Here is a 22,791-nt window from a genome sequence, read left to right as displayed (position 1 = left end):
CTGCACAGTGCCGCCGAGGCCCGCTCTAGCTCTCGCGGTCCGGGTCGGCGCCGTCGGTGTCGTGGGCGGTGGGGTCGACGCCGAGCTCGGCCATGGCGCCGGCGATCTCGACGCGGGGTGCGCCGAAGAACGACCACGGCAGGTCGCACGCGTAACGGCCGACGGCGCCCAGGTGCCACCGCGCCGGGTCCTGCATGCCGGCGCGGTGGAAGGCCCATCCGAACAGATGATGGGCCTGCACGTCGTAGACGTGCGGGACGGCGTGCTCGGCCCAGGAGCGTGCCAGGTCGAAGAGCTCCTGGACGGGTTCGCCGTGCAGCCGGCCCAGGCCCAGGTGGGCGATGTCGGGGCTCTTGCCCTCGGCGACCAGGCGCTTCTCCTCGCCGCGCAGGTGCTCGGCGTGCGCCAGGGCGAGCACCGCCGGCAGCGGATCGCCCTCGGGTGCGACGTCGGCGGAGGCGCCCGCCGCGGCGAACATCTCCTCGGTGGTGCCTCCCCGTGTGGGCGAGAGCGCGCGCACGCGGGTCATGTGGGCCGGGAAGAGCGCGGGGGCACGGTCGGTGATCTCGCGCCAGAGGCGGTCCTTCTCGTCGCGGTCGGCCCCCAGTCCCATGGCGACGGTCTGCAGCGCCGCCCAGGGCGCCGGGTCGTCGGGGCGCAGCTCGGCCGCGTTGTCCAACGGGATGCGCACCTCGTGCAGGGCCGCCTCCATGCCCTTGCGGTCGGCCTGCGAGGAACCGGCGGGGCGGCGCTGGGCCCCGGACAGCAGCGCGTGGCCCACCCACAGGAGCACGTCGGCCTGGTCGGCGCCGTCCTCGGCGAGTTCGGCGACGTCACCGGGGCGTTCCACCGCGGCGCGCCCCAGCGCTTCGGCGACCTGGACGCGGGCGTGGTGGTCGTCGCGGGTGTCGGCGAGCAGGGTGAGCCCGGGCCCCAGGTCCCCCTCGAGGGCGGCCTCGCACACAGCGCGGACCACGGGGTCGGTCCCGTACCCGGCGGGCACCAGGAGCGCGTCGATGTCGGTGCCGCGCAGCACCCTCTTCCGATTCCATCCGAAACGCCACATGCTTCCCGAGCTTAGGGCCTGTTCGTCGCGCTGCCGTGCGACGGCAGGCGTCCGCCGGCCCGGCCCGGAGCCCTGCTCGGGAAGCACCCGGACAGCAGAGGGCGGCCGCGGCTTCCTCCTGCCCGCGGCCGCCCCACCCGGTGCGCGAGGACGGGAACGCGCACCGGGGGTCGGTCAGTCGGCGCGGACGGCGGACCCGGCCTCGGCCAGCTCCTCACCGCCGCCCGAGCGCTGGGCGACACGGTGGCTGACCACGTGCAGAGTCAGCAGGGCCACGCCGAGCACGGTCCCGGCGAGCACGAACCAGTAGTGGTGGACGCCGAGCGAGAGCACGGCCTGGAAGAGGTCGGTCCACTCGGGCGCGATCATCACCAGCAGCGCGGCCAGGATCAGCCCGAGGCGTTCGACGATCATGACCCTGCGCAGGAGGAAGCCCTCGATCGCCACCGCCGACGCGGCCAGGGCCACACAGCCGGTGACCACGGCGATCACCACGTCGATGACGGGCCCGTCCAGCGCCATGAGCGCGGAGTAGGCCATCAGGAACGGGATCAGGTAGAGGCCCTTGGCGAACTTCCACGCGGACACACCCGAGCGCATCGGCCTCGACCCGGCGATGCCCGCGGCGGCGAACGCGGCGAAGGCCACCGGCGGGGTGACGTTGGAGTCCTGGCTGAACCAGTACACGATCATGTGCGCGACGATCAGCGCCAGGCCGAGCTCCTCCAGGGCGGGGCCGGCCAGGATCACCAGCACCACGTAGGAGGCGGTGACCGGCAGCCCGATGCCGAGGACCAGCGAGGCCAGAGCGACCATGAGCAGCGTCAGGAACAGGCTCCCGGCGAACGCCGTGACGAGCACGTTCGAGAAGACCAGCCCGAGCCCGGTCAGCCCCACCATGCCGACGATGATGCCGGCGACGGCGCAGGCCACCGACACCACCAGGGTGTTGCGCGCGGCCGTCACGAAGACCTCGAAGAAGTCGCGAACACTCAGTCGGCTGCTCACCCGCAGCATCGCGACCACGAGCAGCGAACCGCAGGCGTAGAGCCCGGCCTGCGCGGGATGCACGTAGTTGAGCAGAAGCACGATGAGCAGCACGAGCGGGGCCAGGAAGTGCCAGCCGGCCTTCATGACCGTCCGGAAGCCGGGGACCTCGTCCGCGCCCAGCGCACCGATCCGGTACTTGCGGGCGAGGATGTCCACGAACAGGAACATCACCCCGACGTACATGATCGCGGGGATGATCGCGACCTTGACGATGTCGGCGTAGGGCACACCGAGGCGCTCGGCCATGATGAACGCGCCGGCGCCCATGATGGGCGGCAGGATCTGTCCACCGGTGGACGCGGCGGCCTCGACCCCCGCGGCGTCGTGTTTCTTGTAACCGACCCGCTTCATCAGGGGGATCGTGAACGGCCCGGACGTGACGACGTTGGCGATGGCGCTGCCGTTGATGGAGCCCATGAGCGCACTGGCGAGCACCGCGCCCTTGGCGGGGCCGCCGACCATGCGCCCGGTGAGCACGTAGGCGAGGCCGACGAAGAAGTTGCCGCCGCCGCTCTTGGACAGGATCGCGCCGAACAGGATGAACACGAACACGAACGTGACGACCACGCCGAGGGTCATCCCGTAGATACCGTCGTTGCCCAGGTAGCTGTGGGTGGCGATGCGCTGGATCGTCGCGCCGGTGTGCCCGAATTCTCCGGGGATCAGCGGTCCGAGCCAGGCGTAGTACATGAACAGCACCACGAGGATGACCATCACCCAACCGACCGCACGCCGGGTGGCCTCCAGGAGCACCAGGATCGCGAGCAGGCCCATGATCCAGTCGATCTCTTCGTAACCGCCCGCGCGCGAGGCCAGCTCCGCCTGGAAGACGATCGGGTAGAGGCTGGTGACCACGGCCAGCCCGATCGCGGCGGCGTCGATGACCAGCCCGATCACTCCGCGCGTGCGGTTGCCCGGGGTGTCGAGGACGCCGCCGTCCTCGTCCTTGGCCATCTTCAGCGGCGGCATGATGAGGAAGACCAGCAGCATCACGAACATCAGGTGCACGAGCCGCTGCTGGCGGGCGTCGACCCCGGCAGCCAGCGCCACGTAGAGCTGGAACGCGGTCAGTGCGGTGGCCAGCACGAGCACGAGGACGCCCACCACGTCGGCGGAGCGCCCGGCTCCCCAGCGTTCGGCGGCGATGCGGCGCCAGACGGGAGGGAGTTCCTCGTCGCGCCCCTCGACGTCGGGGAGGGCATCGGCGGAGGTCCCGGTCGTGTGGCGCCGGGTCCCGAACGCGGACCCGTGGGTGGCTTCCGCGGTGTCGGTCCCCTCGTCGGGGGCGGGGCCCTCGGGTACCTCGCCCCGGTCCTGTCTCGGGCTGTCGGTCATGATCCACCTCGGGTGGTTCGGCGGTTCGGGTCGTACGGGGGGCGGGGGTCGGGGGGGTCGGGGGGGTCAGCAGTCGGGCCGGGGCCCGCCGTCGAGCCAGAGGCGCAGGGTCGAGACCCGGACCGGTTCCACGGTGACGCGCTGCCCGGCCAGGCAGGGGGACAGCTCCACCTCGGTGCCGGGGACCCGGAGCCGGTGGTCGACCTCGGACGACCCGACCCTCAGCACCAGCTCGGGGCCGATGTCGCGGTCGAGGTCCTCCACGACCCACCACCGACCGTCGGCGCGGCCGTGTCCCTCTCCGGGGATCTGCCCCATCCCGGCACCGAACTGCCGGAGCCGGGTGGCGTCCACGACGAGGTGGCCGTCCTCGACGACGAGGTCCTCCTCTATGGGCAGCCCGTCGATGGAGTGTGTGTAGGCCACGGTCAGGGCCTCTCCCTCGGCGAGCGGCAGGTGGCCCAGGGCCCGGCCCTCGTCGCTGACACGCAACGCGGGCCGGGCCGGCCAGAGCAGGAGCGCCACGGCGGCGACGGCCACCGTCAGCGCCCCGGCCCGGATCCACCGGCGGCGCACGGTGTTATTCCTGCACGCCCTCGGGGACCTCGACGTCCTGCTCCTCGTAGAAGCGCTGGGCGCCGGGGTGCACCGGAACGGGGGCGTTCTCGATGGTCTCGGGCACCAGGTACTCCTCACCGGGGGCGTAGGCGCCGATGACGTCGTCGATGTTGTCGTACATGGCCTTGGTGATCTCGTAGGCCTGGTCGTCGTCGAAGTCCTCCGAGACCACGAGGGCGTTCCAGGTGGCGACGGTGGTGACGTCCTCGTCGACGCCCGGGTAGGTGCCGCCCTCGATGGTGTGCTCGGTGTAGTCGCCGTCGCCCTCGACGATCTGGTCGAGCTCCTCGTCGCACATGGGGATCATCGAGATGTCGTCGGTGGTCCCGAGTTCGACGATGCCGGAGTGGCCCTCGCCGACGACCCAGGAACCGGCGTCGAGCTGGCCGTTCTGGAGCGCGGTGGCGGTCTCGGCGTACCCGAGCTGGTCGAGCTCGATGTCGCCCTCGTCGATGCCGAGGCTCTCGAAGACCTGGTTGGTGGTGGTCTCGTTGCCGCTGCCGATGTCGCCGACAGAGTAGCGGGTGCCCACCACGTCGGAGAAGCACTCGTATCCCTGGGACTCGGCGATGGAGTCGAAGGTGACGGCGTGGAAGACGTTGGGGTAGAGCACCGCGAGCGTGCGGGTCTGGATCTCCTCGCCCTCGAAGTCGGCGGTGCCGCTGATGGCCTGGTCGGCGGAGTCACCCTGGACGATGGCCAGGTGGGCCTCGCCGGAGTCGATGAGGCGGATGTTCTCCACGCTGGCGCCGGTCGCCTCGACGGAGGCCTGGTGGCCCTCGAACTCGTTCTCGACGATCGTGGCCAGGACCCCTCCGATGGGGTAGTAGACGCCGCTGGTGCCCCCCGTGGCGATGCTGAGGTTCTCGACGGGGCCGTCGGTGTTGTCGGCCGGCTGTGAGCAGGCGGAGAGAAGGAGGACGCCGGCGGGGATCGCGGCGGCCTTCAACAGGGAGCGACGCATGGTCTGGGTCCTCTCGGAGGGGCGGGGTGTCCTGACGGGGGATGTGGCGCGTGCCACTCCGCTGTCGGAAACCTAACCGTCACGTGCCCGTCATCCGTAGTCCCCGCGCGGGGATTTGAGCCTCTTCTGAGGTGGCCGGCCCGCCGTCGCAGCGCAGGCGACGTTCGAGGTCAGGGCCGGTTCAGCCGGCCTCTTGCCCGACACCCTAGAGTGGCGCCATGCAACGGGCCCCCTCCCGCCGAGCCGGCAGAGTGATCCTGCTGGCCTCCACCGTGCTCGTGCTCTCCCTGGTGCTGACGCTGTCCCACCCGGAGGGCGCGCGAGTGCTGCGCGTCTCGGTCGGCACGGGCGGTGCCGGCGGGGTCTACCAGGTCTACGGCGACGGGCTCGCCGAGGTCACGGCCGACTTCCCCAACACCGAGGTCTCCACGCAGGTGACGGGCGCGAGCGTGGAGAACCTGGAACTGGTCGCCCGCGGCGAGCTCGACGCCGCCTTCACCCTGGCCGACGTCGCGGCGCTGTCGGTGGAGGGCGAGGCCCCCTTCGACGAGCCCCTGCCCGTGGCCGCGGTCGCGCGCCTGTACGACAACCACACCCACGTGGTGGTGCGGGAAGGCTCCCCCTACGAGGAGGTCGCCGACCTGGAGGACACCCCCGTCTCGGTGGGGGCGCCCGGTTCGGGGACCGAGATGATGGCCGAACGCCTGCTCGACGCGGCCGGCGCCGAGGAGGTGGACCGCCGCCGCCTGTCGATCGAGGGCTCCGCCGAGGCGCTGTCCGAGGGCCGGATCGAGGCGTTCGTGTGGTCGGGCGGGCTGCCGACCCGCGCGGTGGCCGACCTGGCCGAGGAGACGCCGATCCGCCTGCTCGACCTGGCCCAGCACGTACCCGACCTGGTGGCCGAGCACGGGGAGTACTTCTCCGAGCTGGCCGTGCCCGCACACACCTACGCGGGTGTGCCCGCGGTGCGCACGATCGGCGTTCCGAGCCTGCTCGTGGTGGGTGCGCACATGCCCGATGACGACGCCCGCGACCTGACCCGCGTGCTGTTCGAATCGCGCTCGGACCTGACCGGGATCCACCCGGTCGCGCTGCACCTGGACGCACGCTCGGCGATCGCGACGCTGCCGGTCCCGCTGCACCCGGGGGCCGCCCGGTACTACCGCTCGGTCAAGTACGCACACGACCCGTGGACGGTCACGGCGTCCCCGGGAACCTGATCCGCGCGTCGATGCCGTGCGGTTCGGCGGGGCGCAGCGTCAGGCCGCCGCCCTGCATCTCCAGCAGGGTGACCACGATCGACAGCCCGAGCCCGGAACCCCCGTGCCCGCCGTCGCGCCAGAACGGCCGGGTCGCCTCCGCAAGCTGCTCGGGCGGCAGTCCGGGACCGTCGTCGACGACCCGCACCGCGCCCGTGCCCTCCACCAGCACCCGGATGTGCACACCCTCGCCCCCGTACTTGAGGGCGTTGTCGATGAGCGCGTCCAGGGCCTGGTCGAGGGTGCCCTCAACGCAGTGCACCGTGGCCACGGCCTCGCCGGCGCACTCCAGGCGGGCCCCGGCGCGTTCGGCGATGGGCAGCCAGGCGGCGACACGGTCCTCGGCGGCCTCCCGGACGTCCTCCTCGACCAGGGAGTGCTCGGAGTCCTCGGTGCGGGCCAGGGTGAGCAGGCTGTCGCAGATGCGGGTGAGGCGGTCGACCTCGTCCAGGGCGAGGCGGTGCTCGCGGGTCCCGGCCTCGGGCAGGTGGCGGCCCAGGGACTCCACACGCAGGCGCAGCGCCGCGAGGGGGTTGCGGACCTGGTGCCCGGCGTAGGCGACGAAGGTGCGCTGGCTCTCCAGCATGGAGGAGATCTTGTCGGCCATCCGGTTGAAGGACTCCCCCAGACGGCGCAGTTCCATGGGCCCGTCCCCGGCCCGGACCCGCGCGTCGAGGCTGCCCTCGCTGACGGCGCGGGTGGCCTCGTCGAGGTGGTCGATGGGCCGCAGCACCCACCGGGTCAGGGGCCCGGCCGCGGCGATGCCCACGACCAGCACCGTCAGCGCCACGATCCACACGCCCATCCACTGCAGGAGGATCGCGCGGCGCAGCCCTCCGGTGGGCGACGCGGTCACGACCACACCCACGACCTCGCCGGAACCGACCGGTTCGGCGACCACGAGCGGGTCCGTGCTCCACGGCCACACGACGGCGTCCGTGCCGAGCCGCGCCCCCGCCAGGGCGGTACGCACCTCGCCGGGCAGGTCGGCAGGGTCGCCGCCGACGATCTCCTCCAGGCCGGTCCCCTCGAGGCCGTCGCGGGAGGAGGCCACGAGTCGGCCGTCGCGGTCCAGGACCACCCCGGCCACGCCGTAGAGCTCGTCGTAGGCGGCCAGTTCCCCGGAGAGTGTTCCGACCGAACCGGTGAGCACCGTCGGTTCGGCGAGCCCGGACAACCGGGCGGTGTCGTTGATGCGGTCGAGGAGCATCTCGGAGGTGCCACGGGCGGCGATGCTGCCGCTCAGCGGCCAGGCCAGCCCCAGGCACGCGACCACGAGCAGGGTCACGTACACCGTGGTCACACGCCGGCGCATCGTGGTCAGGACCGCCCGGTACGGACGGGCCCGGAGGCAGCGGTGGGGGCAGCAGCGTCGGCGGGGCCGGCCGCGGCGATCCGGTACCCCACGCCCCGCACCGTCTCGATGAGCCCGGGGACGCCGAGCTTGGAGCGCAGGGTCCCCACGTGCACCTCGAGGGTGCGCAGCGTGCCGGGCCAGGTGGTGCGCCACACCCGCAACAGGAGCTGTTCACGGGAGACGACGGCGCCCTCCTCCCGCACCAGGACCGCCAGCAGGTCGAACTCCTTGCGCGTGAGCTCGATGGGCCCCTCGGCCCCGGACACGGTGCGCGCGTCCAGGTCGAGGCGGAGGGGCCCCACCCGCACGGCCGGGTCGTGCCGGGGCCGGGTTCGGCGCAGGACCGCCTCCATGCGCGCGCAGAGCTCTTCGATGGCGAGGGGTTTGACCACGTAGTCGTCGGCCCCCGACCTCAGCCCGCGGATGCGTTCGCGCTGGCGGCCTCGGGCGGTGACCATGATGATCGCGGTGTCGCCGAAGTCGTGCCGGTCGCGCAGGCGGGCGCACAGCTCGATGCCGTCCATGTCGGGCAGGCCCAGGTCGAGCAGGACGACGTCGACCGGTGCGGCCTCGAGGGCCCCTGCGGCTGTGCGCACCTGGGCGACCTCGAAGCCGCTGGTCTCCAGCGCTCCGGCGAGGGCGTCGGCGAGGCGTACGTCGTCCTCGACGAGCAGCACCTTGATCATGGCGTCCGGATCCTCCGGTTACGTGGTGCGGTGTGTCGTTACCGCACCCCAGGGCGTGTTTCGTGCACACACTAGCCATGACCTGTGCCGTGGGCCACACGCGGCCCCGGATCAGCCCCGGCGGACCTCGGCCTCCGGGACGATCTCCGGGGCGCCGTGCTGTACGGCGTCGGCCTCCTGGTCGGTGTCCTGCTCCTGGGCGGCGCGCTCGGCCTCGATGCCCTTGCGGTAGTACTCGACCTCGCGCTCGACCTGCTCGTCGGACCAGCCCAGCGGTTCGGCCATGAGACGCGCGGCCTCCTCGGCGGCGGCGATCCCGCGGTCCCAGGTCTCGAACGTGATGCGGGTCCGGCGGGTGAGCACGTCGTCGAGGTGGCGGGCGCCCTCGGCCTCGACCGCGTAGACGATCTCCGCGCGCAGGTAGTCCTCGGCGGCCTCCAGCGGACGGCCCAGGTCCGGGCGCTCGCGCACCATCTGGAGCAGGTCGCGCGTGGCGGTGCCGAACCGCCGCAGCAGGTGCGTGACGCGGGAGACGTGCAGCCCCGAGTCGCGGGCCAGCTGGTGGCGCTGGTTGACCAGGGCCTGGTAGCCGGAGGCACCGACGAGCGGCAGCCGGTCGGTCACCGACGGCGGCAGGGCACCGCCCAGCCCGTGTGCGACGGCGTCCACCGCGTCCTTGGCCATGACGCGGTAGGTCGTGTACTTGCCGCCGGCGATGAGCACGAGGCCGGGAACCGGGTGGGCGACCGTGTGCTCGCGGGAGAGCTTGGACGTCTCGTCCGACTCACCCGACAGCAGCGGACGCAGGCCCGCGTAGACGCCTTCGACGTCGTCGCGGGTCAGCGGGGTGCGCAGGACCTTGTTGAGATGGTCGAGCACGTAGTCGATGTCGGCACGGCTCGCGGCCGGGTGCGCCTTGTCGAGGTCCCAGGCGGTGTCGGTGGTGCCGATGATCCAGTGGCGACCCCACGGGATCACGAACAGCACGCTCTTCTCGGTGCGCAGGATCATCCCGGACGAGGCCTGGATGCGGTCGCGCGGGACCACCAGGTGGATGCCCTTGGAGGCGCTGACGTGGATCTGACCGCGCCCGCCGACCATCTCCTGGATCTCGTCGGTCCACACACCGGCGGCGTTGACGACCTGGCGGGCGCGGATCTGCTTCTCCTCGCCCTTCTCCAGGTCCTCGACGGTCGCGCCGACCACGTGCTCGCCCTCGCGCAGGAACCCGACGGCCTGCACGCGGGAGGCGATGTGCGCGCCCAGGCCCGCGGCGGTGCGCAGGACCGTGCTCACGAAGCGGGCGTCGTCGACCTGGGCGTCCCAGTACTGGACGGCGCCGGCCACGGAGTCGCGCTTGAGCGCGGGGAACACACGCAGGGCGCCGGACCGGGACAGGTGCCGGTGCGAGGGGAGCCCGCGGTTGTTGCGGGAGGTGTGCGCGAGCGTGTCGTAGAGCGTCACGCCGGCGCCGATGTAGAAGCGTTCCCAGTGGTGGCTGAACGGGAACAGGAACGGCACCGGGCGGACCAGGTGCGGCGCGATGGTGGTCAGCAGCAGCCCGCGCTCCTGGAGGGCCTCCTGCACGAGCTCGAAGTCGAACTGCTCGAGGTAGCGCAGCCCGCCGTGGATGAGCTTGCTGGATCTGCTGGAGGTGCCGGAGGCGAAGTCGCGCGCTTCGATCAGCCCGACCGAGAGACCGCGCGAGACGGCGTCGAGGGCGATCCCCGCGCCGACGATGCCCCCTCCGACGACGAGGACGTCGAGTTCCTCGTCGGACATGGACGCGAGAGCTGCGTCCCGGCCCTTCGGTCCAAGCCACGTGGTCGCCATGCGGAAGTCCCTTCGATTCGACAGGTGTCCTGGAGGGCGCATACCCGCCGCGGGCCCCGTCCACCGGACCGTTCGACATCAGGCTACCCACGCCCCAGAGACCCCATACGACACACACGCTGCTGACCTGCGGCGACACGCGGGACCTGTGTCGGACCCCACCCGCACCGGGGCCCGCTTGGGCCCGGGAGCCCGCGGGTAACCAGCGGACATGTACCGGAAGTTGGGCAGCAGCCACGACAACGTCCTCGCCTACCAGGTCGAGGGCAAGATCTCCCAGGCGGAGATGGACGGCATGCTGGGCGAGGTGCGCGAGGAGGTCGACGGGCACGGGCGGGTGCGCCTGCTCCTGCGCCTGCGCGGGTGGCCGCACGCGGAGCTGTCCACGCTGCGCGAGCGGTTCCAGTTCCTGCGCGAGTACGGGGACGGGGTGGACCGGATCGCGGTGGTCTGCGACGAACGCATCCTCGGGTTCCTGGCCGACGCCGCCGACCGCGTCAGCGGCACGGACCTGCGCTCGTTCCGCGGCGGCGACGAGGACGCGGCGTGGGCGTGGATCGAGGCCGGTGCGGAGGAGCAGGACGGCGCCCGTTGACGCCGATCGGCCCGTAGGCCCAGGGCGTCCCGCAGCCCCGGCGGACCCGCAGGCCCCGGCGGACCCGGAAGGCTTCAGGAGGCGTCGGCGTAGGCGTGTGCGTAGGCCAGCACGTCGTCCACGTACTCGCCGGAGCGGTTGTAGGCCAACACCGCGGCCTCCCAGTCGTCGGCGGCGGTGAGGTCGCGCTGGTCGGCGCACAGGTACCGCGCGGCGGTCAGGGAGGCGTCGTCGATGTTGTGCGGGTCGGGTTCGCCGCCCTCCAGCGACTCGCCCCAGCGCTCCCAGGTCGCCGGGATGAACTGCATGGGGCCCACGGCGCGGTCCCACTCGGTGTCCCCGTCGTACTCGCCGTTGTCGGTGTCGGGGATCGCCTCGGTGTTGTTGGTGCCGTCCAGCGGGATCCCGATGACGTCGACGGTCGTGGTGCCGTCCTCGCCGATCTCCCCGCCGGCGAACGTTCCGTGCTGGGACTCCACGAACCCGATCCCGGCCAGGGTCGGCCAGGACAGTTCGCAGGAGGGGGTGTCGGCGTTGACGACCAGCTGGGCGCCGGCGTAACCCTCCACGGCACGGCGCGGGATCCCGGTGTCGTCGGAGACCTGGTCGATCCAGGCGTCGTCGGGGCGGGTCGCGGCGCTGTCGGGGGCGGCCTGTTCGTCGGCGTCGCCCTCGTCCTCGCCGGCGACCTCGGCCCGGTCCGGCGGACCGTCGATCTCACTGCGCGGCGGGGTCTCGATGGTGCCGTCCGAGGGTTCGACCGGCGCACCCGTGGGGGCTTCCCACTCACCCATGGCGGTGGAGACGCGGTCGACCACGAAGAGCACGCCCCCGGTGAGCACGAGGCACACCGCGAGGGTCACGCAGGCCGCGACGACCGGTCCCCGTCCCTTGCGGGCGGTTCCGGATGCACTGCCACCCATGCATGTCCTCCATCGAAGGGTCGTCCCCCGGGCTCTGACACGAAATCCCGCCCATGCTCGCACATCGGGCGCCCCCCGATGGTCGGGGGACGCCCGATGGACACGAACCGTGAGATCAGCCGTGGGGGTTGACCACGACCTCGACCCGCTGGAACTCCTTCAGGTCGCTGTAGCCGGAGGTGGCCATCGTGCGGCGCAGGGCACCCATGAGGTTCATGGAGCCGTCGCTGGTGGAGGCCGGCCCGTGCAGGATCGACTCCAGGCTGCCGATGGTTCCGACCTCGACGCGGTGGCCGCGGGGCAGCTCCTCGTGGTGGGCCTCGCTGCCCCAGTGGTAACCGCGGCCGGGCGCCTCGGTGGCGCGCGCGAGCGGGGAACCGACCATGACGGCGTCGGAGCCGCAGGCCAGGGCCTTGGCGATGTCGCCGCTGCCGGTCATGCCGCCGTCGGCGATGACGTGCACGTAGCGGCCGCCGGACTCGTCGAGGTAGTCGCGGCGGGCTGCGGCCACGTCACCGATGGCGCTGGCCATGGGCACGGCCACACCGAGAACGGAGCGCGTGGTGTGGCCCGAGCCTCCGCCGAAGCCCACGAGCACACCCGCGGCGCCGGTGCGCATCAGGTGCAGGGCGGCGGTGTAGGTCGCGCAGCCGCCGACCACGACCGGCACGTCCAGGTCGTAGATGAACTGCTTGAGGTTGAGCGGCTCGGCGCGGCCGGAGACGTGCTCGGCCGAGACGGTCGTTCCGCGGATGACGAAGATGTCCACCCCGGCGTCGACGACCGCACGGTGGTACTGGGCGGTGCGCTGCGGCGACAGGCGGGCGGCGGTCACCAGGCCGGTGCTGCGGATCTCCTCGATCCGGCGGCCGATGAGATCCTCCTGGATCGGAGCGGCGTAGATCTCCTGGAGGCGCTTGGTGGCGGCCTCCTCGTCGAGCTCACGGATCTCCTGGAGCAGCGGCTCGGGGTCCTCGTAGCGGGTCCAGAGGCCCTCGAGGTCCAGCACGCCCAGACCGCCCTGCCGACCGACGGAGACCACCGTCTCGGGCGAGGCGACACTGTCCATGGGGCTGACGACGAGCGGCGTCTCGAACCGGTAGGCGTCGATCTGCCACGCGATCGACACCTCTTCCGGGTCACGGGTCCGTCGGGCGGGCACGATCCCGATCTCGTCGAGCTCGTAGGCCCGGCGCCCGTTCTTGCCCAGCCCGATCTCCACCTGAGCCAACGCTTCGATCCCCTCTGACGTGTGTCGCCGGCCCTCGGGGCCGACGCAGGATTGCGCTGGTGAGTCTATCGGTCCGGGAGAAGGGAACGGCCGGGCCCGGTACACACAGCGGCAGGCGCCCGCCCCGTTCCCGGGACGGACGCCTGCCGTGATGAGTGCTGGGGGCCGTCAGCGCGTGTTGTAGTTGGGCGCCTCGACGGTCATCTTGATGTCGTGCGGGTGGCTCTCGCGCAGGCCGGCGCTGGTGATGCGCATGAGCTGGCCGCGCTCGGTCAGCTCCGGGACCGTGCGGGTGCCCGCGTACCACATGGACTGGTGCAGGCCGCCGGTGAGCTGATGCGCGACGGCGGAGAGCTGGCCGCGGTAGGGCACCTGGCCCTCGATGCCCTCGGGGATGAGCTTGTCCTCGGTGGAGACCTCGGCCTGCGCGTAGCGGTCCTTGGAGAAGGAGCGCCCGCGCATGGCGCCGAGCGAACCCATGCCGCGGTAGGCCTTGTACTGCTTGCCGTTGATGAAGATGAGCTCGCCGGGGCTCTCCTCGACGCCGGCGAGGAGGCTGCCGAGCATCACCGTGCTCGCGCCGGCCACCAGGGCCTTGGCGATCTCACCGGAGTACTGGAGGCCGCCGTCGGCGATGAGCGGGACCCCGGCGGGGCCGCAGGCGCGGGAGGACTCGAGGATCGCGGTGAGCTGCGGGGCGCCCACACCGGCGACCACGCGGGTGGTGCAGATGGAGCCGGGGCCCACGCCCACCTTCACGGCGTCGGCGCCGGCGTCGACGAGGAGCTGGGCGCCGGCGCGCGTGGCGACGTTGCCGGCCACGACGTCGGCGCGGGAGTTGGCCTTGAGCTTGGAGACCATGTCGGCCAGGCCGCTGGAGTGGCCGTGTGCGGTGTCGACGACGACGAAGTCGACCCCGGCCTCGACCAGGAGCTTGGCGCGCTCCTCGGCCTCGGCGCCCACCCCGACGGCGCCGCCGACGACCAGGCGGCCGTCGGCGTCCTTGGTGGCGTCGGGGAACTGCTCGCTCTTGATGAAGTCCTTGACGGTGATCAGGCCGCGCAGCCGGTTGCGGTCGTCCACGAGCGGGAGTTTCTCGACCTTGTACTTGCGCAGCAGCTCGAAGGCCTGCTCACGGGAGACGCCGACCGGGGCGGTGATGAGGCCCTCGGTCGTCATGACGTCGCGCACCGTGCGGGAGCGGTCGTCCTCGAAGCGCATGTCGCGGTTGGTCACGATGCCGACGAGCGTGCCCGTGCCGTCGGTGACAGGGACACCGGAGATGCGGTAGTGGGCGCACAAGCCCTCCACCTGGGCGAGGGTGTCCTCGGGCTGACACGTGACCGGGTCGGTGACCATGCCGGCCTCGGAGCGCTTGACGAGGTCGATCTGGTCGGCCTGGTCCTCGGCGGAGAGGTTGCGGTGGAGCACGCCGGCGCCGCCCTGGCGGGCCATGGCCACGGCCATGCGCGCCTCGGTGACGGTGTCCATGGCGGCCGAGAGGAGCGGGATGCGGAGCTGGATGTTGCGGGAGAGCTGCGTGGTGGTGTCGACGTCCCCCGGCTGGAGGTCGGAGTAACCGGGCACGAGGAGTACGTCGTCGTAGGTCAGTCCCGGAGGGAGCAGCTTGTCCCCGTAGTCGCTGTACTCCTGGACCATGACACAACCTCCGCTATCCGGCGTTCACTCGGCGGCAGCCCCGCGTGTCGTCTCATACTAGGACGTTCACCGGTGCTCCCCAGGTGAAACCGGATGTTCGACCGATCACTTCGGCGAACGTGCGTGTGCGGGCACTGTACGGACACACGAATGACCGTCGGCCGCCGGTTCGCGACGGGGGGTCAGCGGCGGGCGGGGGCGGTGCGGCCGAGGCGGCAGTAACCGCGGGGGCCGGTGGGGCGGGAGGGGCAGATGCGCCGGGAGCGTGCGCGGCGGGGCGGCTCAAGGGAGGAGGCGTTGCGCCACGGCCACCTTCCGAAGCCGAGCAATAGCCCGGTGCTGGGCAACCCGTACCGCTCCTGCCGACATTCCAAGGACATGTCCCGTCTCATCTGCTGTCAGACCGACGATCACTCGCATGACGAGCAGTCTTCGCTGCTGGTCGGGGAGCTCGTCGAGTAGTTCTCTGGCCTTCTGGGCCTCGATGACCCGGACCGCCGCCTCCTCCGGGCCGGGACCGTCGTCCGCGCGTTCGGGGAGCGTGTCGGTGGGCACCGTCTCCACCCGGCCCGCCACTCGGAGGGTGTCGGCGACCTTGTGGGCCGCGATCCCGTAGACGAAGGCGGCGAAGGGGCGGCCCCTGTCCTCGTACCGGGGCAGGGCCGAGAGCAGGGCGACGCAGACCTCCTGCGCCACGTCGTCGGAGTGGTGGGCGAGTCCGGAGACCCGGGCCAGTCTGGCACGACAGTAGCGGACCACCATCGGGCGGACCTCCCGGAGGAGGGTGTCCATGGCCCCGTCCTCACCCGCAACAGCGCGTGTTCCCAGGTGGTTCAGGCCCTGGTCGGGCGCGGAGGCCTCTCCGGCCCCGTGCGCTCCTGGCCGCTTCGCGGCAACGCCACCGTGGGCGCCTGCATCCGTCACGTCAGAAATGATGCCCCGCGTGCGGGACCCGACCGCTCCAATGGCACGCATCGGAATGGTTACGTTTCGCAAAAACCACCCGAAACCACCCACTGGAACCCTGTCGATCGTGTGTTCCCCGTGGTAGTGGACGGGGCGGGACACCCGGAGGTGCCCCGCCCCTGATCACTGTGCTCTGAGACGTCACAGTGCTTCGAAGCCTTCAGCGGCTGCCGCCACTAGTGGCTGTGCCCGTGGCCTTCCTCGTCCTCCTCGGGCTTGTCCACGACCAGCGCCTCGGTGGTCAGGAGCATGCCCGCGATGGACGCGGCGTTCTGCACGGCCGAGCGGGTGACCTTGACCGGGTCGAGGATGCCCTTGGCGGTGAGGTCCTCGTAGGAGTCGGTCGAGGCGTTGTAGCCGTGGCCGACCTCCAGCTCGGAGATGCGGTGCGTGACGACGTAACCCTCGGCGCCGGCGTTCTCGGCGATCCAGCGGGCGGGCTCGACCAGCGCGCGGCGCACGATGTCGGCACCGGTCCGGGCGTCGTCGTCCAGGCCCAGGCCCTCCAGGGACTTGGTCGCGTGCACCAGGGAGGCGCCGCCGCCGGCGACGATGCCCTCCTCGATCGCCGCGCGGGTCGCCGAGATGGCGTCCTCGAGGCGGTGCTTCTTCTCCTTGAGCTCGACCTCGGTGGCCGCGCCGACCCGCAGGACGGAGACGCCGCCGGCCAGCTTCGCGAGGCGCTCCTGGAGCTTCTCGCGGTCCCAGTCGGAGTCGCTGTTCTCGATCTCGCTGCGGATCTGGCGGACGCGGTCGTCGACCTCGCTCTGCTCGCCGGCACCGTCGACGATCGTGGTGTCGTCCTTGGTGACGGTGATGCGGCGGGCGCGGCCGAGGGTGTCCAGGCCGGCGTTCTGCAGGGTCAGGCCCACCTCTTCGGCGATGACCTGGCCGCCGGTGAGGACGGCGATGTCCTGCAGCATGGCCTTGCGGCGCTCGCCGAAGCCGGGCGCCTTGACGGCGGCGACGTCGAGCGTGCCGCGCATCTTGTTCAGCACCAGGGCACCCAGGGCGTCGCCCTCGATGTCCTCGGCGATGATCAGGAGCGGCTTCTTGTTCTGCAGGACCTGCTCCAGCAGCGGGAGGAGGTCGTTGAGGCTGCTGATCTTGCCCTGGTGGATGAGGATCAGCGCGTCGTCCAGGACCGCCTCCTGGCGGTCGTTGTCCGTGACGAAGTACGGGGAGACGTACCCCTTGTCGAACTGCAGGCCCTCGGTGAAGTCGAGGTCGAGCCCGAAGGTCGGGGCCTCCTCGACGGTGATGACGCCGTCCTTGCCGACCTTGTCGAAGGCCTCGGCGATGAGCTCGCCGATCTGGTCGTCCTGGGCGGAGTTGGTCGCCACGTAGGCGATGTCCTCGCGCTCCTCGATCGGCACGGCGCGCTCGACCAGGGTCTTGGCGACGTGCTCGGCCGCGGCGTCGATGCCCTTCTTGAGGGACATCGGGGACGCACCGGCGGCCACGCTGCGCAGGCCCTCGCGGACGAGGGACTGGGCCAGCACGGTGGCGGTGGTCGTGCCGTCGCCGGCGGCGTCGTTGGTCTTGGTGGCGACCTCCTTGACCAGCTGGGCCCCCAGGTCCTCGTAGGGGTCGTCCAGCTCGATCTCACGGGCGACGGTCACACCGTCGTTCGTGATGGTGGGGGCGCCGAACTTCTTGTCGATGACGACGTTGCGGCCGCGCGGGCCCAGCGTCACCTTGACAGCGTCGGCGAGGCGGTCCACGCCGCGCTCGAGCGCACGGCGGGCATCGTCCTCGAACTCAAGAATCTTGGCCATGGGTGTGACTCCTCGTCGGGCCGGTGGTGAGAAGAAAGAAAGCATCCCGCCCCGCCCGGCAGAGGGCCGACCGGATGCGGGATGCGTGATCCGTGGTGCGGCGCGTGGCGCCGCAGCGGCTTACTTCTCGACGACCGCGAGGAGGTCGCGCGCGGAAAGAACGAGGTACTCCTCGCCCTCGTACTTGACCTCGGTGCCGCCGAACTTGCTGTAGAGAACGACGTCGCCGACGTTGACGTCGAGCGCGACGCGGCTGCCCTTGTCGTCGAGCTTGCCCGGGCCCACGGCCAGGACCTCGCCCTCCTGGGGCTTCTCCTTGGCGGTGTCCGGGATGACCAGGCCGGACGCGGTGGTCTGCTCGGCTTCCAGGGTCTTGACCACGACGCGGTCCTCGAGCGGCTTCAGCACGGTCTTGGTGGCGGTCGACACTGTGTGACCTCCCCCTTCACAGGTTCTGGTGACTTGCACTGCGGCCCGCGGGGACGCGGACCGTCTACGAGAAAAAGGGGCGACCGCGGCGGCCTGTCGTCGCGGGTGCCAGACCGGCCTCGTCGCGGTTAGCACTCTACCCCCGAGAGTGCCAGAATGGAAATGTGACCGTGATCCCCGACCGGGGACCCGCTTCCACCACCACAGACACCGCCCACGGGGGGATCCATGCACGCGGCCGCGTTCGAGGCGTTGCTCACCGAGGCGGGGCGGGAGGTCCTGGGAGGGATCGACCCGGCTGAGGCGGCGAAGGACCGGCTGGCGGTCGCCTCGCGTCTGCGCACGGAGCCCGCCGTCACGGCGCTGGCCCCGGGCCTACCCGTTTCCGACCTGGTCAACGCACTCCTCACACAGATCACCCTCCGTGAGCGCGCGCGGGCCAAGTTCGGGGACCGGGCGGCCTCGATGTTCTTCACCCCCGACGGCGCCGAGCAGGCCACCCGGGCGAGCGTGGCCGACTACCGGGCCGCGCGTACGGCCGCCGCGGGCGTGGAGCTCCCCGGTTCCCACCCGGCCGGGGACCTGTGCTGCGGCATCGGCGCCGACCTGCTCGCCCTCGCCGAACGCGGGGTTCCGGTCGAGGGCGTGGACCTGGACCCGCTGACGGTGGCGGTGGCGCGCGCCAACATCGCGGCGCTGGGCCTGGAGGACCTCGCCTCGGTACGGCAGGGCGACGTCACCGCCGTGGAACCGGGGCGGTACCCGGCGCTGTTCTGCGACCCCGCGCGCCGGGGCGGGCGCGGGCGTGTGTTCGACCCCGACTCCTACTCCCCGCCGTGGGGCACGGCCGTGGAGCTCGCGCAGGGGTCGGAGGCGGCCTGCCTCAAGGCCGCGCCGGGGATCCCCCACGAGGTACTGCCGGAGGACGCCGCGGCCGAGTGGATCTCGGTGGACGGCGAACTCAAGGAGGCCGCGCTGTGGTTCGGGGCCCTCTCCGGGGGCCCGCGGCGGCGCGCGACGGTGCTGCACGAGCGCCCGGGCCTGCGCGAGCGCGAGGGGGAGATCGCCCACGTGGAGGCCGACCCCGACGCCGGACCGGCCCCGGTGGCCGCGGCCCGGCGGTTCCTGTACGACCCGGACCCGGCCGTGGTGCGCTCGCACCTGGTCGCGGAGGCGGCGGCGAAGGTGGAGGGCGCCCTGCTGGACGAGCGCATCGCCTACTTCACCGCCGACCGGGCCGAGGTCTCCCCGCTGTGGCGGGTGCTGGAGGTCGACGCGGTCATGCCGTTCTCCCTGAAGAAACTGCGGGCGGCCCTGCGCGAACGCGGGGTCGGGACTCTGACGGTCAAGAAGCGCGGGTCGGCGGTGGACACCGAGCGGCTGCGACGCGACCTGAAACCGTCCGGCCCGGAGGCGGCGACGGTGGTCCTGACCCGGGTCGGCGACCGCCCCTGGGCGCTGGTCTGCCGCGAGGTGGAGTGAGGCCGGGAGGCCCTGGGGCGCGGGCGTTCCGGATCGTTATGCGAGAAGGCCGTAAGTTCCTTCGTCCCCTGGGGCTGGAGGGCCCGCGTTGGTTAGGCTTGGACACGAACCCTTCCCTTCTCATGGATTCCCCCGGAAGGCCCCATTGAGCGACCCGCGACGCGGTTCGACCGGCTCAGTCACCCTGCCCGCACTTAACACCCTCAGTCACACTTGCGTCACGGTGCGGCAGTATCTGTGCGGGGCGGAGCCCGCCCCGGGGAGCATCGAGAGTCCCGACCGCCCGGACCATCGTCCACTCCCCCGGGCGTGTGCGGGAGCGCCGAAACCATAAGGAGCACCTCGGTGGAACAGACCAATCACAACTTCCTCAACGGGGGAGGTCAGGCCGGGATCTCCGACCGGATGCGCGACCTTCTCTCCCAGGCCGCGCAGGAGCACACTTCCGAGCAGAAGTCCCAGGGGGCCGTCAGCGAGGAGATGCGCCAGCGGTTGGAGGGCATGGAGTGGCTGCTGCGCGAACTGCGCGAGCGCGAGCTGAACTCCCTGGCCGAGTCGATCGACAAGGTCGACGGCCGCATCGACGACTTCCTCGCCCGTCCCCCCGAATGGGCCGAGACCCTCGCGGAGCACATCGAGCTCGTCGGACAACAGGTCAAACCCCTCGCTGACCTGCCGTCCCTGCGGGCCGACACCCACCGCGTCGCCGGACACCTGGACACCGCCCTCACGCGTCTGCAGCGCATGGCCGAGACCGGCAACAAGACCGCCGAGCAGGTCGACGCGCTCGGTGAACGGCTGTCCGGCCTGAGCGAGACCGTCGAGACCCGTCTGACCTCCCTGGACGAGGCCCTCGCCGCACTGTCGGAGCGCACCGAGGCGGTCGAGGCCACCCTCAACACCCTCAGCGAGTCCTCCGGTGAACGGCACGAGGCGCTCACCGAGACCCTCGCGCAGAACAAGGCCGCGATCACCGAGTCGCTGACCAGCGGCAAGGACGAGCTCGCCGAGGCGGTCAAGGAGGGGCGCGAGGCGCTGTCCACCGCCCTGGCCGAGGCCCGCGACGCCCTGTCGGCGGCAGGCACCCAGCTGGGCGAGGACGTCACCGGCAAGCTCGACACCGCCGCCGCGGAGCTGCGCACCTTCGTCGAGGAGCGCACCGCCGAGCAGCACTCCACGCTGCTGGAGCGCGTGCAGGAGAACACCGGAGAACTGGGCGAGCGCACCACCAAACTGGCCGAGGAGCTCGAGGCCCTCTCCACCGCCGAGAAGGAGCGCCACGAGGCGCTGCGCACCGGCCTGGACGAGCGCGCCGAGGCCGCCAAGGAGCGCCACGACCGGCTCGCCGAGAGCGTGGGCGAGCTCGGCACCCTCGCCGAGGAGAACCACGCCGAGTCCACCGCCGCCGTCGCGGACCTGACCGGTTCGCTGGCCAAGATCCGCCAGACGCACGAGTCCTCCTTCAACGACCTGCGCTCGCACCTGCGCCAGCGCCTGTCCGAGGTGACCGAGCAGATGGAGCTGGCCCGGACCGAGGCCCGCGAGCAGGACGAGGCCGCCGCCGAGCGGCTGCGCGAGACCCTCACCGAGCGCACGGACTCCCTGTCCGCGCGGGTCGCCGGGGACGCCGAGAAGGTGGCCGCCGACCTCGCCGAGCTGCGCACGTTCGTGGAGGAGCGCACCGACCGTTCCGCGGACGAGGACGCCGAACGCCACCGGTCCCTGACCGAGGCGCTCACCGAGCAGGTCGAGACGCACCGCACCGCCCTGGACGAGCGGCTGGAGCGCCAGCGCGAGTCCCTCACCGGCAAGGTCGACTCGCACCTGTCGCAGATCACCGGCAAGGTCGACCACGAACTGGGCCGGCTCACCGACCGCTTCGACACCTTCGAGGGGCACTTCGAGGGCAGCTTCGAGGCGATCGAGGGCAAGCTCGACCGGGTCGACGGACGTCTGGACGGGCTCAACGGGCGCGTCAACGGTGTCGAGGGCCAGTTCGAGGGTGTCAGCGGGCACTTCGAGGGCGTCGACGGGCGTATGGAGGCCATCGACGACCGGCTCGAGGCCCTCAACCAGCGCCTCAACCAGCTCCCGCAGACCATGGAGGTCAGCGAGCTGCACCGGCGCCTCACCGAGCTGGTGGAGCGCCCGCTCGTCGACAACACCGACAAGCTCGACGAGATCGACTCCCACGTCACCTCCGCCGTGGATCCCGTCCTGCGCGAGCTCAAGCAGCGCCCGGACCGGCGTGAGTTCGAGGAGACCGTCAGCGAGGCGGTGGAGAACTCCCACGACGACATGAGCAAGCGCCTGGCCTCCCTCGAGGAGACCGTGCTCGCGCTCGCCGAGGCGCTCCTGCGCCCGGGCCGCGACGGCAAGAAGAAGCGGCGCCGCGACGACGACGAGGACGACGAGTAACCACCCTCGACCGACGGGGCCCGGCCGCACCGCGCGGCCGGGCCCCGCCTTTCTGCGACCGGTTTCCGCGTTCTCATGCGCACGGCGCAGCGTTCTCGCTAAGCTCCGCGGAGCGGACCCTCACCCAACGGCCCTCGTGCCCCTCGCGCGGTCCCGATCCCTGAACGACGACCACCGGTCGTCCGCCCTTCCATACACAAAAGGGGGTCCCGTGCCGGGTGAAGAGCACGAGATACCACTGAAACTCCTCAGGAACGCACCCCACGTGGTGCCCGCACTGCTCGAACAGATGACCGGGCATCCGCTGCCCGAACACCATGAGGTCCTCCTCAGTTCCACCGAGTGCACCGACAGCAAACCCCGTGCCTACACGGCGGACGGGGCGATCGTCCTGCGTGCGTCGGGCAGGAACGTCACGGCGGTGGTGATCGAGCACCAGAACGGCTGGGACGCGGACAAGTACTGGACCTGGCCCGTCTACCTCACCACCGTCCGCGCACAACTCAAGTGCCCGACCTACCTGCTCGCGCTGTGCCCGACCGACGAGCTGGCCCAGAAGTTCAACGGGGTGATCCCCTTGGGGGATCCGGACAGCCGGGTCTTCCCGATCGTCATGGGGCCCGCGCAGATGCCGGTCGTCGTCGACCCGGAACAGGCTCGCGCGATGCCGGAACTGGCCGTGTTCTCGGCCAGGGCTCATGCCGACCGCGAGCCCCGGACGCTGAACGCACTGATCGGCGGGTTGAAGACCATCATCGACCAGGACCGCCGTGCGTTCTACTATGACTACGTGTTGGCCGGCCTCGGCGAGGCCGCCCTGGAACAGCTGGAGGGCTTGATGTCCGTGGACACCCCCGAGTGGCAGAGCGAATTCGCCCGTACAATCGCAGCCCGAGGCCGCGAAGAGGGCCGCGAGGAAGGCCGCGAGGAAGCTCTCGTGCAAAGCATCCTGTCGGTCCTGAACGCACGCGGCCTCACCGTCCCGGACTCCGCGCGCGAGCGCATCGAGAACTGCCGGGACGTTCCGACCCTGGAAACCTGGGTCGAGCGGGCCGTCACCGTCGCGGGCCCCGAAGACCTCTTCACCTGAGCCCCAACGCACCCGTTCCTCACGGGCCCGGCCGCACCGCGCGGCCGGGCCC

General features: G+C 71.6%; 18 protein-coding genes. 5 read left to right on the top strand and 13 right to left on the bottom strand.

The annotated features are described in order from the left end of the window. Window positions 1-25 precede the first annotated feature (25 nt). The 4 genes from IDM40_RS10775 to IDM40_RS10760 form a co-directional block, all read right to left on the bottom strand. On the bottom strand, window positions 26-1,066 hold the full coding sequence (locus tag IDM40_RS10775; protein WP_216630621.1) for a hypothetical protein: 1,041 nt from the start codon (window positions 1,064-1,066) through the stop codon (window positions 26-28). A gap of 174 nt (window positions 1,067-1,240) precedes the next feature. Next, window positions 1,241-3,451 carry a TRAP transporter permease gene (locus IDM40_RS10770; protein ID WP_193121814.1) on the bottom strand — a complete coding sequence of 737 codons (2,211 nt, stop codon included), beginning with the start codon at window positions 3,449-3,451 and terminating at the stop codon, window positions 1,241-1,243. 66 nt (window positions 3,452-3,517) lie between these two features. After that, the gene (locus tag IDM40_RS10765) at window positions 3,518-4,027 is read right to left on the bottom strand and encodes a DUF1850 domain-containing protein (protein ID WP_193121813.1); all 510 of its coding nucleotides are present in this window, start codon (window positions 4,025-4,027) and stop codon (window positions 3,518-3,520) included. A gap of 4 nt (window positions 4,028-4,031) precedes the next feature. Beyond that, window positions 4,032-5,033, bottom strand: coding sequence for a TAXI family TRAP transporter solute-binding subunit (locus IDM40_RS10760; protein WP_193121812.1), 1,002 nt, complete (start codon window positions 5,031-5,033; stop codon window positions 4,032-4,034). Window positions 5,034-5,251: 218 nt separating this feature from the next. On the opposite strand from IDM40_RS10760, the gene IDM40_RS10755 reads away from it, so the two are divergent. After that, window positions 5,252-6,253, top strand: coding sequence for a TAXI family TRAP transporter solute-binding subunit (locus IDM40_RS10755; protein WP_193121811.1), 1,002 nt, complete (start codon window positions 5,252-5,254; stop codon window positions 6,251-6,253). Here the strand turns inward: IDM40_RS10755 and IDM40_RS10750 are convergent. The 3 genes from IDM40_RS10750 to glpD form a co-directional block, all read right to left on the bottom strand. After that, the gene (locus IDM40_RS10750; RefSeq protein WP_193121810.1) at window positions 6,231-7,607 is read right to left on the bottom strand and encodes a sensor histidine kinase; all 1,377 of its coding nucleotides are present in this window, start codon (window positions 7,605-7,607) and stop codon (window positions 6,231-6,233) included. The genes IDM40_RS10755 and IDM40_RS10750 overlap by 23 nt on opposite strands. Before the next feature lie 5 nt (window positions 7,608-7,612). Beyond that, entirely contained in the window at window positions 7,613-8,335 is a 723-nt protein-coding gene (locus tag IDM40_RS10745; RefSeq protein ID WP_193121809.1) for a response regulator transcription factor, read from the bottom strand. Window positions 8,336-8,446: 111 nt separating this feature from the next. Next, window positions 8,447-10,168 carry a glycerol-3-phosphate dehydrogenase gene (gene glpD / locus IDM40_RS10740; RefSeq protein ID WP_193121808.1) on the bottom strand — a complete coding sequence of 574 codons (1,722 nt, stop codon included), beginning with the start codon at window positions 10,166-10,168 and terminating at the stop codon, window positions 8,447-8,449. Window positions 10,169-10,379: 211 nt separating this feature from the next. On the opposite strand from glpD, the gene IDM40_RS10735 reads away from it, so the two are divergent. Continuing rightward, window positions 10,380-10,763: a SpoIIAA family protein gene (locus IDM40_RS10735; protein WP_193121807.1), complete on the top strand. Its 384-nt coding sequence runs from the start codon at window positions 10,380-10,382 to the stop codon at window positions 10,761-10,763. 74 nt (window positions 10,764-10,837) lie between these two features. Here IDM40_RS10735 and IDM40_RS10730 read toward each other — a convergent pair whose 3' ends face one another. From IDM40_RS10730 to groES, 6 genes are all read right to left on the bottom strand, one after another. Next, complete coding sequence (locus IDM40_RS10730; protein ID WP_193121806.1) at window positions 10,838-11,686, bottom strand: lytic transglycosylase domain-containing protein; 849 nt, start codon at window positions 11,684-11,686, stop codon at window positions 10,838-10,840. Between the two features lie 115 nt (window positions 11,687-11,801). After that, on the bottom strand, window positions 11,802-12,908 hold the full coding sequence (locus tag IDM40_RS10725; RefSeq protein ID WP_193121993.1) for a GuaB3 family IMP dehydrogenase-related protein: 1,107 nt from the start codon (window positions 12,906-12,908) through the stop codon (window positions 11,802-11,804). A gap of 177 nt (window positions 12,909-13,085) precedes the next feature. Continuing rightward, window positions 13,086-14,576 carry an IMP dehydrogenase gene (gene guaB, locus IDM40_RS10720; protein WP_193121805.1) on the bottom strand — a complete coding sequence of 497 codons (1,491 nt, stop codon included), beginning with the start codon at window positions 14,574-14,576 and terminating at the stop codon, window positions 13,086-13,088. Between the two features lie 282 nt (window positions 14,577-14,858). Next, window positions 14,859-15,413 (bottom strand): sigma-70 family RNA polymerase sigma factor, encoded by a 555-nt coding sequence (locus IDM40_RS10715; RefSeq protein WP_193121992.1) that lies wholly within the window; start codon window positions 15,411-15,413, stop codon window positions 14,859-14,861. Window positions 15,414-15,718: 305 nt separating this feature from the next. Next, window positions 15,719-17,320 carry a chaperonin GroEL gene (gene groL, locus IDM40_RS10710; RefSeq protein ID WP_193121804.1) on the bottom strand — a complete coding sequence of 534 codons (1,602 nt, stop codon included), beginning with the start codon at window positions 17,318-17,320 and terminating at the stop codon, window positions 15,719-15,721. A gap of 120 nt (window positions 17,321-17,440) precedes the next feature. Further along, window positions 17,441-17,749, bottom strand: a complete 309-nt coding sequence (gene groES, locus IDM40_RS10705; protein WP_017616062.1) for a co-chaperone GroES — start codon at window positions 17,747-17,749, stop codon at window positions 17,441-17,443. A gap of 228 nt (window positions 17,750-17,977) precedes the next feature. Here groES and IDM40_RS10700 point away from each other — a divergent pair, with 228 nt between their 5' ends. The 3 genes from IDM40_RS10700 (at window position 17,978) to IDM40_RS10690 (ending at window position 22,739) form a co-directional block, all read left to right on the top strand. Then, on the top strand, window positions 17,978-19,231 hold the full coding sequence (locus IDM40_RS10700) for a class I SAM-dependent methyltransferase (RefSeq protein ID WP_193121803.1): 1,254 nt from the start codon (window positions 17,978-17,980) through the stop codon (window positions 19,229-19,231). Window positions 19,232-19,576: 345 nt separating this feature from the next. Next, window positions 19,577-21,649, top strand: coding sequence for a coiled-coil domain-containing protein (locus tag IDM40_RS10695; RefSeq protein WP_193121802.1), 2,073 nt, complete (start codon window positions 19,577-19,579; stop codon window positions 21,647-21,649). A gap of 265 nt (window positions 21,650-21,914) precedes the next feature. Further along, window positions 21,915-22,739, top strand: a complete 825-nt coding sequence (locus IDM40_RS10690) for a hypothetical protein (RefSeq protein WP_328806988.1) — start codon at window positions 21,915-21,917, stop codon at window positions 22,737-22,739. Window positions 22,740-22,791: the final 52 nt, after the last annotated feature.

This window comes from Nocardiopsis coralli, assembly GCF_014892575.1.
Lineage (GTDB): Bacteria > Actinomycetota > Actinomycetes > Streptosporangiales > Streptosporangiaceae > Nocardiopsis > Nocardiopsis coralli.
This window is presented reverse-complemented; position numbering and strand designations above follow the sequence as displayed.